This is a genomic window from Streptomyces sp. AC627_RSS907 (genome assembly GCF_019049165.1).
Genome location: NZ_JAGMUE010000035.1, coordinates 1 through 14,376, shown reverse-complemented (window position 1 = coordinate 14,376; position 14,376 = coordinate 1). Strand labels below are relative to the sequence as shown.

Annotated in this window: 9 protein-coding genes; 2 read left to right on the top strand and 7 right to left on the bottom strand. The window is 71.4% G+C overall.

The window, feature by feature from the left end; genetic code table 11:
• Window positions 1-22: 22 nt before the first annotated feature.
• Entirely contained in the window at window positions 23-1,486 is a 1,464-nt protein-coding gene (locus KUM32_RS10585) for a sugar porter family MFS transporter (RefSeq protein ID WP_217141582.1), read from the bottom strand.
• Between the two features lie 500 nt (window positions 1,487-1,986).
• Between KUM32_RS10585 and KUM32_RS10580 the strand changes: the two genes are divergently transcribed.
• Both KUM32_RS10580 and KUM32_RS10575 read left to right on the top strand, forming a co-directional pair.
• Entirely contained in the window at window positions 1,987-4,122 is a 2,136-nt protein-coding gene (locus tag KUM32_RS10580; protein ID WP_217141604.1) for an RICIN domain-containing protein, read from the top strand.
• Window positions 4,123-4,220: 98 nt separating this feature from the next.
• The gene (locus tag KUM32_RS10575; RefSeq protein ID WP_217141581.1) at window positions 4,221-5,252 is read left to right on the top strand and encodes a LacI family DNA-binding transcriptional regulator; all 1,032 of its coding nucleotides are present in this window, start codon (window positions 4,221-4,223) and stop codon (window positions 5,250-5,252) included.
• 68 nt (window positions 5,253-5,320) lie between these two features.
• Here KUM32_RS10575 and KUM32_RS10570 read toward each other — a convergent pair whose 3' ends face one another.
• From KUM32_RS10570 to KUM32_RS10545, 6 genes are all read right to left on the bottom strand, one after another.
• Entirely contained in the window at window positions 5,321-7,690 is a 2,370-nt protein-coding gene (locus tag KUM32_RS10570) for a glycoside hydrolase family 3 N-terminal domain-containing protein (protein WP_217141580.1), read from the bottom strand.
• A 78-nt stretch (window positions 7,691-7,768) separates the two neighbouring features.
• A complete protein-coding gene (locus KUM32_RS10565) occupies window positions 7,769-8,680 on the bottom strand; it encodes a carbohydrate ABC transporter permease (RefSeq protein WP_308408631.1) in 912 nt (303 codons plus the stop codon).
• Entirely contained in the window at window positions 8,677-9,594 is a 918-nt protein-coding gene (locus KUM32_RS10560; protein ID WP_217141579.1) for a carbohydrate ABC transporter permease, read from the bottom strand. The genes KUM32_RS10565 and KUM32_RS10560 overlap by 4 nt, the downstream gene beginning before the upstream one ends.
• A complete protein-coding gene (locus tag KUM32_RS10555; RefSeq protein ID WP_217141578.1) occupies window positions 9,594-10,862 on the bottom strand; it encodes an extracellular solute-binding protein in 1,269 nt (422 codons plus the stop codon). Before KUM32_RS10555 ends, KUM32_RS10560 begins: the two co-directional genes overlap by 1 nt.
• 353 nt (window positions 10,863-11,215) lie before the next feature.
• Window positions 11,216-12,235, bottom strand: a complete 1,020-nt coding sequence (locus tag KUM32_RS10550; protein ID WP_217141577.1) for a cytochrome d ubiquinol oxidase subunit II — start codon at window positions 12,233-12,235, stop codon at window positions 11,216-11,218.
• 21 nt (window positions 12,236-12,256) lie between these two features.
• Complete coding sequence (locus KUM32_RS10545) at window positions 12,257-13,675, bottom strand: cytochrome ubiquinol oxidase subunit I (protein WP_217141576.1); 1,419 nt, start codon at window positions 13,673-13,675, stop codon at window positions 12,257-12,259.
• Window positions 13,676-14,376: the final 701 nt, after the last annotated feature.

Below are 14,376 nucleotides of genomic sequence, written 5' to 3'. Positions count from 1 at the left end.
CGTGAGCGTCCTTTCTCGGGAGTCACTGCGCGTGGGTGTCCGGGGCCGCTGCCGACGCGGCGGGCTCGCGTCCGAAGCGGGACCGCAGGGCCGCCTGGATCTGTCCGGAGTCGCGATTGCGGGTCTCGGGCAGGTAGCGGCTGACGAAGAAGAACGCGAGCACACAGATTCCGGCGAAGATCCAGAAGGTCTCGCCCTGGCCGATGGCGGCCGCCAGGGGCAGGAAGGCGAGGCTGACGAGGAAGTTGGACACCCAGTTGACCGCCGTGGCCACGCTCGACCCCTCGGCCCGCACGGACGGTGGGAAGATCTCGCCGAGCAGCGTCCAGAACACCGGCCCGAGGCCGCCCGCGTACGCGGCGATGTAGACGACCATGAACAGGAGCGTCAGCAGCGAGTTCATGCCGACCACGAACGCGAGGCCGAGCAGGAAGATCGTGACCGCCATGAGGGCCAGGGAGACGAGGACCATGACGCGGCGGCCCGCCCGGTCGACCAGGCGGATCGCCACCAGCGTCATGACCAGGTTGATCACGCCGATGAACACGGAGTAGAAGATGGAGTTCGACGCGGTCAGACCGGTCTGCTGGATGATGGTCGGCGCGTAGTAGATGATCGTGTTGATGCCGCCGAACTGCTGTACGGCGGCGAGCGTGAGCCCGACGACGAGTGCCGGACGCACATCGGGTGCGAGGAGTCTCCTGGCCCCCTGGTCGTCCGCCCTGGAACTCCGCGCCCGCTTCTCGCGCTCCTCGGCGATCCGGCGCCGGGCCCGCGCGGTCAGTTCGTCCGCCGTGGCCTCGTCGGTGACCGAGGCGATCACCCCGCGCGCCCTGTCGACCTGGTCGTGGGTGATGAGCCACTGCGGCGATTCGGGAAGGAGCCACAGGGTGGCCGCCACCATGAGGGCGGCCGGAACCGCGCCGACGGCGAACATGGCGCGCCACATCTCGCTGCCCGAGAAGGCGAGGTTGACCAGGTAGGCGACCAGGATGCCGAGCGTGATCATCAGTTGGTTCATCGTGAGCAGCCGTCCGCGGATCTTCGTCGGTGAGATCTCGGACAGGTAGACCGGCACCGTCGCCGACGCCGCTCCGACCGCGAGGCCGAGGACGACACGGCCGGCCATGAGGGCCGGGTATCCGTTCGCCGCGCTCACGATCGCCGTACCGATGATGAACACCACGCCGATCGCGCCCAGGGCCTTGCGCCGGCCCAGCCTCTCGGACAGCCGGCCGGCCGAGGTGGCGCCGATCACCGCGCCGATGAGCAGCACGCTGACCACGCTGCCCTGCTCGAAGGAGTTCAGATGGAAGTCCTTCTTGACGTAGAGCAGGGCGCCCGACACGACGCCGGTGTCGAAGCCGAAGAGGAAGCCGCCCAGAGCGATCGCGGCGGCCCAGCGGGTGATCTCGCGCTGGGCGGACGGGGAGACCTCGGTGAGTGGTCCGTGGGTGCCTGGTTCCTTGGAGAAGCCCTGAACCATGTCGCTTCCTCATGTCTCGCTCGTGTCGCGCCCGTGTGCCGGCGGATCCGTCCGGTCCACGTCATCACCCTTCGGAAACACATGGAGACAGAAGCGGAGCAATCGGGTGGTTCGGGGAACACCGAGCGTGACGTCGCGGGCGGGTGAACCGCCGTCACCGCTGCCTGACGCGCAGGCGCGGTGACGGTGGGCCGGCGGGCAGCGGCGGGCCTGCCTCGTCAACATCCGGGCACGGCCCGCCGCGAAACAGTTTCGGAGACCAGCCGGTGACACGGCGGTGCCCCGTCCCGATACTTTCCAGCAGCCCGCCCGTGCCGCACGGGTACAGCCGCGCCCCTGCCCGACCGGCGGAGCCGCTTCCCCCCGCTTCGTTCCCCATGCCGCCCGCACCGGGGCGACAGGACGACCACGCCCCGGTACCCGCATTCCCCGAGGAGCCGCAGTTGCTGAAGGAACCGATACGCAAGGCGTTCGCGGCGGTGACGGCCGCAGGTGCCGTGATGGCGCTCTCGGCGGCCGTCGCGCCGAGTGCGTCGGCGTACCAGCCGAACCCCTCCGACCTGTACGTGGCCGAGAACCCGACGTGCAACAAGAGACCCTGCGTCCTGTACCCGAAGTCGGCTCAGCTGCCGAGCGGCCGGATCGTGGCGGCGTTCGAGAACAGTCAGGGCGACCCGGTGGGGCAGACGATGCCCCTGTACAAGAGTGACGACGACGGCACGACCTGGCAGAAGCTCACGGACGTCAAGGCCCCCGCCCAGCTGTCCGGCGATCCCCGCTACGCCAGGTACACGAGCAACTGGACCAACCCCCACCTCTACGTCCTCCCGCAGGACGTGGGCCGTCTGAAGGCCGGCACCCTGCTCCTGGCCAGCGTCGTCTCCGGCGACGACCACTACTACCGCGAGCGGAAGGCCGCCGACCCCCACTGGCAGCCCTCCGGCGACGGTGACCGCAGGGACGTCTCGATCGCCCTGTACGCCAGCACCGACGACGGCGCGACCTGGAGGTTCGAGAACATCGTCGCGGCCGGCGGCTGGCAGGGCGGGGGCGGCACGAACCGCTCGGCGGCCAACACCCACAAGCAGCAGGATCCGGTCTGGGAGCCCCACCTGCACGCCCGGGACGGCAAGCTGATCGCCTACTACTCCGACGAGAACGAGTTCACCGGGTACGACGCGTCCACCGGGAGGCCGGTCCCCGCCCCGGACAACGACACGGCGCCGGAGCCGCACCACCAGATCCTCGCGCACAGGACCTGGGACGGCACCGGCGCGTCGTGGAGTGCCCCGGTGGTCGACGTCCCCGGCAGGACGGTGTCGGTCGACGGCACGTCGCTGATCGGCGGCGGACGCCCGGGCATGACGACGATCGCCCCGACCACCGACGGCAAGTGGCTGCTGACGTACGAGTACTGGGGCGGCGGTGCGGACGTCCGGTACCGGACGGCGGACGACCCGCTGAGGTTCCACGCGGCCGGTGACGGTGCGATCAGCGCCCTGCCCGTGCCGTCCGGCGGCAGGGGGCTCGCGACGGGCGGCAGCCCCGTGCTCTCGGCGATGCCCGACGGACGGATCGTCTACAACGCCGCCGGCAGTGGCAGCGTGTGGGTGAACGAGTCCGGCAGGAGCACGGGTGAGTGGAAGCAGTACCAGACGCCGATCGCCGCCGGTTACAGCCGCACCCTCCAGTATGTCGAGGGCACCGGCCGGATGCTGGTCCTCCAGGCGTCGTGGGCCGGCGGAAGCATCGGGCCCGTCAGGTACGCCGAGGTCGACCTCGGGCACTCCGACGGTGCCTACCACACCCTGGTCAACCGCCGCACCGGCGAGGCGCTCAGGCCCCTGGCCGGCAGGACCCAGGACGCGAACCTCACCGGCGACACCCCCGACCTCGTCACCGGTCCGGTGTCCGCGGCCGACGACACCCAGCGCTGGCACCTGACGGCCAAGGACGACCGCGTCACGCTGCTCAACAAGGCAGGCGGGCGCGCGGTGGGCATCTGGGGCGGCACCGCGACCGCCGGGCAGAGGCTCGCCCAGTGGGTCGACGACGGCGCCACCGACAAGCAGTGGACCCTCGTCCCCACCGGCGACGGCCACTACAGGATCCGTTCGGCGCGCGACAGCGGCCTCTACATGACCGCGGGTGCCCCGGGCGGCGCCGTCGGCCTGGCGAGCGCCGTCGACACGTCCGGCGGGGCCGCGGCGGACGACGCACAGGAGTGGCGCCTGGTCCGCGAGCCCCTGCCGACGGACTCCGCCTTCGCCCTCAGGGGCGGCCACTCCGGCCGCTGTCTGGACGTACCCGGCGGGGTGTCCGGTGTGCAGGTGCGGATCCACGACTGCTCCGGCAGTCCCCACCAGGCCGTCACGCAGACCGGCGCGGGGGAACTGCGCGTGGCCGGCGGGTGCCTCGCCGCGGACGGTGACGGCACCGCCGCCGGCACCAGGGTCATCACCTGGCCCTGCAACGGGAGGACCAGCCAGAAGTGGTGGTTCCGGCTGGACGGGTCGGTGATCAACCGCTCCAACGGCCTCGCGCTCGACGTCGCCGGCTGGGCGACGGCCGGCGGATCCCCCGTACAGCTGTGGACGGCACTCGGCAACGCCACCCAGAAGTGGAGCCGGGCGTAGTCCCGTCGCGGCGGGCGCCGGAGACTTGTCTGCCGGCGCCCGCTCCTGTTGGCTGGCGGCCGAACGACCGGTGCGGGACCGGCGGAGAAAGCGGGACAGTGACCGTTCAGGACAAGGGACAACTGGAGGCGCAGTACGGGCTGCTGACGGCCATCGCCCAGGAGGCGGGTGTGTCTCTCAGCACCGTCTCCAAGGTGGTGCACCGGCGGAGCGACGTGGGGAGGGCGACCCGGGAACGGGTCGAGGAGTTGCTGGCCCGGTACGGCTACGTCCGCCCGTGGGAGCGGGATCCGCAGGTGCCGCGGCAGATCATCGCGGTGTTCCGGGACCTGTCGGGCCCCTACACCCTGGAGGTGGTCCGCGGGATCGTGGACGCGGCCGGTGAACTCGGGGTGCACGTGGTGACCGGCACCACCAGCCGGCGCTCCATCTCGCAGTGGTTCCAGGAGTGCGTGGCCCTGGGCGCCGCCGGGCTGATCGTCGTGATCTCGATGCTGGCGGAGGAGGACCAGCGGCGCATCGTCGAGCAGGGGCTTCCGGTGGTGCTGGTGGATCCGCTGAGCGCTCCGTCGCCGGACATCCCCAGCATCGGGGTGACGAACTGGAGCGGGGCCAGGGACGCCGTGCAGTACCTCATCGGCCTCGGTCACACCCGGATCGGCATGGTCGCCGGGCGCTCCCACTCGCTGGCCGGCGCGGCCCGTCTGCACGGTTACCGGGCCGCGCTGGAGGAGGCGGGGATCGGCTTCGACCCGGCGATCGTGCGCTCGACGGACTTCGACTACGACGAGGCGCTGGCCGCCACCCGGCACATCCTCGGGACCGGGCAGCCGCCCACCGCCGTGTTCGCGGCCAGCGACGCGCAGGCGCTCGGCGTGCTGGAGGCCGCCCGGCAGCACCGGCTGCTCGTCCCGGACGAGCTGGCGGTCATGTCCTTCGACGACACCCTCGTGGCGTCCATGGCCAGTCCGCCGCTCAGCGCGGTGCGCCAGCCGTTCGAGGAGCTGGGGCGCGAGGCCACCCGGGTGCTGCTCCAGGTGGCCGACGGCCGCCCACCGGCGTCACCGCGCGTGGAGCTGGCGACGAAACTCGTCCTCAGGTCCTCGACGTCCGCTCCCGCGGGCAGGTGAGGGCGGAAAGGCGGCCGGCCACCCGGGCCTGCCGCCTTCCGCCTTCCGCCTTCCGCCGGGTGCGTCACTCAGCCGCGGTCGACCGTGACCGGCACGCCGTGATGCCGGATGACGGGCACCTGCCGCTCCTCACCCACCAGGCTCACCACCGCCTCGGCGGGAGTGTCGGCGCTGGAGGAACCGGCGTACAGGAGGATCTCGCCGGGCTCGACGATCCGGTGACCGGCCAGACCGGTGAAGGCCAGGCGGTCGGTGTGGACGTCGAAGCGCACGGTCGCCTCCTCACCGGGTTCCAAGGGAACCTTGGCGAAGGCCAGCAGGGCCCGCACCGGCCGGGTGACCTGGGCGAGCGGGTCGGTGAAGTACAGCTGGACCGTCTCGGCGCCGGCGACGGCCCCGGTGTTCCGCACCCGCGCCGACACCGTGAACCCGCCGTCGGTGCCGACCCGCCGGAGGTCGGTCTCCAGCTCCCCGACCTCGAACGAGGTGTAGGACAGCCCGTGTCCGAAGGGGAACGCGGGCGTGGGGTCGAGGTTGGACAGCCAGCTCTGCCGGTCACCCAGGGGCGGGTGCAGGTAGGTGTAGGGCTGGCCGGCGGGTGAGGCCGGGATCTGCACGGGCAGTTTCCCGCTGAAGTTGGCGGTACCCGCGAGGAGTTCGGCGACGGCACGGCCGCCCTCCTCGCCGGGCAGGAAGACCTGGACCATGGCCGCCGCGTCGGCCGCGAAACGCCCCACCGCGTACGGACGGCCGCTGTTGACCACCAGGACGACCGGCCTGCCGGTGGTGAGGACGGCCTCGACCAGTTCCTCCTGCACGCCCGGCAGGCGCAGGTCCTCGACGTCGCAGCCCTCGCCGGAGGTGCCGATGCCGAACATGCCGGGCTTGTCGCCGACGACCAGGACGGTGAGGTCGGCCGCCGCACTCGCCTCCACCGCGGCCCCGATGCCCGAGCGGTCCGGCTCACGGATCGGGCAGCCCTGCACGAAGTCCCAGGTGACGCCCGGGAGTTGTGCCGCGAGCGCGGAACGCAGGGACACCGCGTCGACGCCGTCGCCGAGGTCGTCGCGGTCGGAGAGGACGTGGTTGGGGAAGCTGTAGCAGCCGAACATCGTGCGTACGTCGTCGGCGCACGGGCCGATCAGGGCGATCCGCCCGGCGGACGGCAGGGGCAGGCTCCCGTCGTTCGACAGCAGGACGGCACTGGACCGGGCGACGGCGTGGGCCAGGACGCGGCTCGACGGCTTGTCCAGGTCGAGTTCCCCCGTGCGCAGCGCCGCGGGTTCCGGGTCCCAGTCCGCGTCGAGGAGACCGAGGGCGGCCTTCTGCCGCAGTACCCGGCGCACCGCCCGGTCGACGTCGGCCTCGTCGGCCTCACCGCGTCGTACGGCGTCGACGAGGGCGTCGCCGAAGCCGCGCTGGTCGGGCAGTTCGACGTCCATGCCCGCCTTGAGGGCGAGGGCCCCGGCGCCCGGGAGGTCGGCCGCCACCCGGTGCGCGTTCACCAGGAACGGCAGTGACCAGTAGTCGGAGACGACGGTGCCCTCGAATCCCCACTGCTCGCGCAGGAGGGTGGTCAGGAGCCACCGGCTGGCTGCGGGCGCCTCGCCGTCGATCTCGGCGTAGGAGTTCATGACGGAGCCGACGCCGGCGGCGACGACCCGCTCGAAGGGGGGCAGGATGACGTCGGCCAGCTCACGCCGTCCGATGCGGGCGGGTGCGTGGTTGCGTCCGCCCATGGAGTCGGAGTAGCCGGCGAAGTGCTTCAGGGTGGCGTACACGCCGGCGCTCTGGAGCCCCAGGACGTATGCCTCGCCCATCTCGCCGACCAGGTGCGGGTCCTCGCCGTAGGTCTCCTCGCAGCGGCCCCAGCGGTAGTCGCGGACGACGTCGACGACCGGGGCGAGTCCCTGGTGCACTCCGGCTTCGGCCATGTCGGCGCCGATGGCCGCGCCGACCCGGCGGATCAGGGCCGGGTCGAAGGTGGCGGCCATGGCCAGGGAGGTGGGGTAGATCGTGGCGCCGTAGGCGGTGAAACCGGTCAGGCACTCGTCGTGTGCCATGGCCGGGATGCCGAACCTGCTCTGCGCCATGATCTGCCGCTGGCGCCCGGCCAGGAGGCGGGAGTGCTCCAGAGCCGGCCGGGGCACGGTGCCGTAGGGGCGGGTGAGCTGGCCGAGGCCGTGCCGGGCGGTCTCGGTGAGGGGGCCGACGGGGGCGAAGAGGCTGGTGCCGGGGGCGACCTCCGGGCCGGCCGGCTCGACGTCCTCCCAGCCGCTGCTGAGCTGGGCGGCCTTCTCCTCGAGGGTGAGACGGGCCAGCAGCGCCTCGACGCGTTCCTCCACCGGCAGGGCGGGGTCGGTCCAGGGCCGGTCGTCCGTCGCGGGAAGAGGGCTCTCACGGTCCGGCACGGCGTGTTCCGGCGTGGTGGTGCTCATTCGACTGCTCCTCGTGGGGGCTCGGGGCATGCCGAGGCGGGCCGGGCGGGCGGCCCGGCCGTTTCCTCGCGCACTGCGCTACTTGGAGAATCCGGCGGTCAGTCCGGCGACGAGCTGCCGCCTGGCGAGGACGAACACCACCAGCATGGGAAGGGTGGAGAGGACGACCGCGGCCATGGTCGCGGGCACGTCGATGCCGAACTGGCCGCGGTAGAGGGTCAGGGCGAGCGGCAGCACGGCCTTGTCGCCGCTCTGGGTGAGGATCAGCGGGAAGAGGAAGCCGTTCCAGACCTGGAGACCGTCGTACACCGCGACCGTCATCAGGGCGGGGCGGGCCATCGGCGCGGCGAGCGAGAACAGCATGCGCCAGTCGCCGGCGCCGTCGACGATCATCGCCTCGAACAGCGAGCGGGGGATGTCCCGCAGGAAGCTGACCAGGATCATCACCGTGACCGGCAGCGCGAACGCCGCCGAGGGCAGCACGATCGCGAGCAGGCTGTCGTACATCTGCATGCGGATGATCAGCAGGTAGACCGGGATGATCACCGCCTGCAGCGGGATCGCCAGGCCCAGCAGGTACAGCCGGAAGGACAGACGGGACCACGGGTTGCTGTAGCGGACGATGCAGAAGGCGGCCATCAGGGCGGCGACCACGGTGATCGCGACGGTCGCGACCGTGACGACGGCGCTGTTGAGCAGGTAGGTCGTGAAGTCGCCGTCCAGAACGGTCCGGTAGTTGTCGAGCGTGGGGTCGCCGGGCAGGGACAGCGGACTGTCGGTGGTGAAGTCCGTGCGGTCGCGCAGGCTGGTCACGACCAGCCAGTACACGGGGACGACGACGAGCGCGGTCCACACCAGCGCCGCGGCACCGGAGAGCGCGCGGCGCAGCGGTGTGCGGGCACGTCGTCGGCGGGCGGCCGCCGGCGCCGGGCGCCGGGGGGCGTGCTGCGGCCGGTGCGCGGTGCGTGCCTTGGTCATGGTGGTGGTCACAGGCCCTCCTGCTGGCTTTCCATCCGGGTGAAGCCGGACAGGCGGGTGGTGAGCAGCGAGAGCGCCAGGCCGAACACCACCAGGAGGGTGGCGAGCGCACTGGCCCGGCCCATGTCGTGCGCCTGGAAACCGGTGATGTACATGGCCAGGGGCAGCACGCGGGTCGCGGTGCCCGGGCCGCCCGTGCCACCCGACAGGACGAAGATCAGGTCGAAGTAGGTCAGCGAGCCCACCAGCATGAGCGTGCTCGACGTGACGAACGTGTACTTCAGCTGCGGCAGCGTGATCCGCAGCAGGCGGGTCACCGGCCCGGCACCGTCGATGGCGGCGGCCTCGTACAGGGACACCGGGATCTGCCGGATGCCGGCCTGGTAGAGCAGCGCGTGGAACGGCACGAACTGCCAGGCGATCACGAAGATCACCGTGTAGAGCGCCAGGTCGGGCGAGCCGAGCAGCGGCCGGGCCAGCCAGTCCAGTCCCGGGGTGGCCCCGATGCCGAAGGACGGGTCGAGCAGAGCCTGCCAGGCCAGGCCGATCGCCACCGCGGACAGCAGGAGCGGAAGGAACCACAGCACGGCGAGGAACGCGCGCGTCCGGCCCCGGGGAGCCTGGAAGAGACCGAGCGCCAGGGCCAGCGGCGTCTGGACCAGCCAGCTGACCAGCATCACCTTGACGGTGAGCCACAGCGCCTGCCAGGTGGCGCCGTCGGTCAGGACGCCGCTCCAGTTCCCGAAGCCGGCCCAGCTCAGGGAGCCCAGGCCGTCCCAGCTGGTGAGGCTGAGCACCACCACGCCCCCCAGGGGGACGAGGCCGAACAGGCCGAACAGGAGCAGGGCGGGCGCGGCCATGAGCAGACCGCTGAGGCCGCGCCGCCCGCCACGCGCCGGGTGCGGCGTACGAGCAACCGAGGCCATTACTTCGCCGCCTCGCTCATGTTCTCACCGAACTGCTCGGGCTCGATCTGCCCCAGGAACGACTTGTCCACGTTGGTCAGCAGCGGGTCCGCCTGGTCCGAGGGCAGGTCCTGGTCCCAGGAGAGCTGGAAGCTCGGGGCGTCCTCCACCAGGCCGTGGACGAAGGTCAGCCACTTCCTGTCGTCGGCCGACTCCACCCGCGCCAGCCTGGAGTCCAGCTTGGTGACGGGCGGCACGCTGCCGGTGGCGAGGTAGGCGTCGATCTGGTCCTCGTTCATGACGTAGTCCTTCAGGTACGTCAGCGCCGCGGACTTGTGCTTGCTCGCCGAGTTCAGCGACAGGAAGTTGGACGGGTTGCCGACGATGCTCTTCGGGTCGCCCGCGCCGCCGGCCAGCGACGGGAAGGCGACGTAGCCCAGGTCCTTCTTGACGAAGTCCGGTGCCGCCTTGACCAGGTTGGCGTACTCCCAGGTGCCCATCAGCTCCATGCCGGCCTTGCCGGTGTAGAGCAGGGCCGTGGAGGCGCCCTGGTCGTAGGTGACGGAGGAGGCGTTGTCGCCGAAGGCGCCGGCCTCGGCGAGTTCCTGGAGGCGGGTGTTGGCCTTGGTGACGGCCGGGTCCTTCCAGCCCGCGGCGTCCCCGGAGGCGATCTTCTCGAACACCTGGTGCCCGCCCTCGCGGTCGAGCAGGTACTCCAGGTGCATCAGCGTCGGCCACTTGGAGTTCGCCGCGAGGGAGATCGGGGTGACCCCGCTGCCCTTGAGCTTCTTCACCGCCGACAGGAGCTCGTCGTAGGTCTTCGGGGGCTGCACACCCGCGTCCTTCAGGACCTTCTTGTTGTAGTAGAGGACGACCGGGGCGAGACCGTTGGCCGGGACCCCGTAGACCTCCCCCTGGAACTCCGCGCTCTGCAGCACGCTGGGCATGAACCGCAGAAGGTCGACCTGACGGTCGGTGACGGGGTCGACCTTGCCCGCGTCCACGTAGTCGTTCAGGGCGCCGCCGCCCCAGTTGAAGAACAGGTCCGGGGCCTGGTTCGCGCCGAAGGCCACCCGCAGCTTCTGCTTGTAGTCGTCGTTGGCGAACAGCCGCAGGGTGATCTTCTCGTCCGGGTGATCCTTGTTGTACGCGTCCACGGACTCCTTGAGGATGGTCTGGTCCGTCAGCGCCCACATCGTCAGGCCCGACGACGAGGCCGCGGAAGGTCCCGAGGACCCGCAGGCGGCGAGACTGGCGGCGGTCGCCAGCCCGACCACGGACGCGGTCACCGGTCGCATCCGGGACCGGGCGGGGTGACCGGAGGTTCTGCGTATCTGGAATCCGTGCATGCTCTGTCTCTCTTCTCTCGTCCCGCCGCTCGTGCGGCCCGGTCGGAGGCCAGGGGTGCGACGCCTGCGAAAGCCTTTCGCCCCCTCGGGTCCGCCCCGTCACGGCAAGCGACCCGCCTGTTCGTCGGGGACACTGGCACGGGATTCACAGCCTGGACAAGGAGTGGAAAACGCTCGGTTACGAAAGACTTTCGCACCCGCTCCGCCCGGCGGCGGTCCGCCGCGGCCCCTCCTCGTCACGGCGTGCGGGCACGCCCTCGGGGGGGGCGGCCGAAAGCCTCCCGGCGCACCGCTCAGTGCAGGGCGCGGTGCCGCGGGTCCGGGGAGTCCGCGCGCTGGAAGGTCGCGTACAGCAGCCACAACGCCGGGACCAGGATCAGCGCGCCGACGGCCAGGGAGATCAGGCAGGCGGAAAGGACGGCGGGGTGGGAGGCGGCCTCGGTCACGGTGAGGCTGCCGACCAGCATGGCCGGATACTGGGCCGCTCCCCAGGACCACAGGATCGAGGCGACGGCCAGTGCGGCGGCGGCGCGGGCGGCGACGTAGTGGCGCGTCACCAGGAGTGCCAGTCCGGTGATGCCGCTGACCGCGCTGAGCACGACCGGCCCCAGGGCCCGGTGCGTGAGCCCGTGGAAGAGCACCGGCGCGTCCTCGCGCAGCACCGCGATGCCCGCCAGGGCGACGGCACCGCTGGCCAGACCGCTGACGACGGCGCGCCGTGCGAACACGCGGGCCAGTTCCCGTTCGTCCGCGCGGGCGGCGTCCGCACACAGGTACACGGCGGCGAGGTGGGCGCAGGTGAGGACGGCCAGCACGCCGCCGAGCGCGGACGTCGGGTTGAGCCAGCTGGTGGCCACGTCTCCCTCGGCGAGTCCGGGCGGCACCCGGCCGGAGGCGACCGCGCCCGCGACCGCGCCGAGGAACAACGGCGTGACCAGCGAGGAGAGCGCGAAACACGCCCCGAACAGCCGTTGTTGCCACAGCTCGGTGCTGGCCTTGCGGAAGGCGAAGGCGGCGCCGCGGGCGATGATGCCCAGCGCGGCGAAGGTGAGGGGCAGGTAGAGGGTGGACATCAGGGCGGCGAACACCGGCGAGAAGCAGGCCCACAGCAGGACGATCACGAAGATGAGCCAGACGTGGTTGGCCTCCCAGACCGGCCCGATGCTGTGCTCGATGAGCCGGCGCTGTTCCCGTCCCCCGCGCGCGCCTCCGGCGAGCAGGTCCCACACGCCCGCGCCGAAGTCGGCGCCGCCGAACAGGGCGTAGCAGGTCAGTCCCACCCACATGACGGCGAGAGCGGTGTCGGCGAGCACGGGACCTCCAGCGGTGTCCGGTCAGACGACGGGGTAGTCACGCACGTCGGCCTCCTGGGGAGCGGCCGGTACGGGGGTGCCCCGGGCCAGGCGGCGCAGCACGTACACGGTGGCGACGGTCATGGCGGCGTACACCACCAGCACCAGCCACAGCCCCGTCATCAGGCCCGGTGCCGGATTCACGGCGTCCCGCACGCTCATCACACCCCATACGATCCAGGGCTGCCTCCCCAGCTCCGTGACGGTCCAGCCGCTCTCCAGGGCCACCACGGACGCCGGGCCGGCGAGCGCGACCAGGGCGAGCAGGAGCCGGCTGCCGCGCCGGTCCAGCAGTACGCCGCCCAGGCGCCGGGTGCGCCACCAGGCCAGCAGCAGCCACAGTCCCAGTGCGAGCAGGAAGAAGCCGATGGCGACCATGAGGTCGAAGGCCCAGTGGACCCCGGTGACGGCCGGCCACTGGCTGCGGGGCACCCGGTCCAGGCCCTGGATGACCGTGTCGGCGCGGTAACCGACGAGCAGGGACAGCCCGTTGGGGATCTCCAGGCCGTACTCCAGGCCGTTCTTCCCGGCGACCCCGCCGATGGTCAGCGGGACGTGCGAACCGGTGCGGTAGACGCCCTCGATCGCGGCGAGCTTGGCGGGCTGGTAGTCGGCCAGGAAGCGGGCGGCCCAGTCCCCCACCACGATCTGGAAGGGTGTCACCACCGCGCCGACGGTGAACGGGATGGCGAACCCGGCGCGATGGTAGGCGTCCCGCCGGCCTCGCAGCAGGGCGACCGCGTAGACGGACGCGGTCAGGAACGAGGCGACCATGAAGGCCGCCAGGATCATGTGGAGGGTCTGCGGCGGGCCGGCCGGGTTGAACATCGCCGCCCAGGGGTCCACGTGCACGATCTCGCCGCCGCGCAGGGTGAATCCGCGCGGCTGGTTCATCCAGGCGTTGGCGCACACGACGAAGAACGCCGAGGCGACACCGGCGATCACGATGGGGACGCCGGTGAGCAGGTGCCTGCGCGGCGGGAGCCGGTCCCACGCGTACAGGTAGATGCCGAGGAAGATCGCCTCGATGAAGAACGCGATCCCCTCCAGGGCGAACGGCAACCCGATGACCTGGCCGAACCGTCCCATCAGGCCCGGCCAGAGCAGCCCCATCTCGAAGCTGAGGATCGTGCCGGACACGGCCCCCACCGCGAACAGGACGCCCATGGCCCGCGCCCAGCGCCGGGCCAGCAGCTTCAGCGCCGGGTTGTTCCGGCGCACGCCCAGCCACTCCGCCAGGAGGGTGAGAGCCGGCAGCCCGACGCCCAGGCAGGCGACGACGATGTGCCAGGCGAGGGAGAAGCCCATCTGCGCCCGCGCGGCGGACAGGTCGCCCTCGGTGGCGGCCTCCGCCAGGATCAGAGCGGGCCAGGGACCGTGGGCTGCGGCGACACTGATCACCAGGGTTCTCCCTGATCCGGGGCGCGCGTTGCGGGGGCGGCACGCGGTCTCTTGGAGGTAACCCCCGGCCGCTCCTGACAAACCAGCCGAGGGAAGCGGAACCATCCTCGGCAGGCGGCGTGCGCGGAGTCCGCGCCGCGTACACGGCACACCGGCCGCGTCATCCCTTCGTACCCGCCGCACGGCCGGACGGGTGGCACCACGGGACCCGTGGGCCGCCACCCGATCGATGGATCACATCTGAAAGCTTGAGCACAAATTCCTCACATCCTCTCTTCATACCGGGTTCGATGGTCTAGATTGACCATGCTTCAGCTGTTCGGACACGAGGCGACCATTAACGATCTCCGAGTTTTCGATCTTCGAGTTTGCGATCTTCGCTTGTCGGTCTTCGAGCTTTCGATCTTCAGGCGATCTCCAGGTTGTCGATCTTCAAGGTAATGATCTTTAGGAGGGGGCCTTGGGTGCGGGGAGCACCCGGGGTTTCCGACGGGTTTCCGTGCGCCTGCGAAGTCCGGCGGGAACGAAGTCCGGCGGGAACGCGAGTCCACAGCCGCCGGGGCGGGTTGTTCACGTAGCTCCGCAACAGCCGGGATGTCGTGTGCGGGGGAGGCGGGGGCCTTCCGCGGGGAGGAACAGCGCGGCGCGGGGGGCGGGGGCCTCCCGGGGGGAGGAACAGTGCTGGGCGAACACGTCGACTC

What these genes read in the sequence shown, in the direction of transcription:
- KUM32_RS10585 (WP_217141582.1), bottom strand. Translation starts at nt 1,486, where the DNA reads ATGGTTCAGGGCTTCTCCAAGGAACCAGGCACCCACGGACCACTCACC.
- KUM32_RS10580 (WP_217141604.1), top strand. Translation starts at nt 1,987, where the DNA reads ATGGCGCTCTCGGCGGCCGTCGCGCCGAGTGCGTCGGCGTACCAGCCG.
- KUM32_RS10570 (WP_217141580.1), bottom strand. Translation starts at nt 7,690, where the DNA reads ATGAGCACCACCACGCCGGAACACGCCGTGCCGGACCGTGAGAGCCCT.
- KUM32_RS10560 (WP_217141579.1), bottom strand. Translation starts at nt 9,594, where the DNA reads ATGGCCTCGGTTGCTCGTACGCCGCACCCGGCGCGTGGCGGGCGGCGC.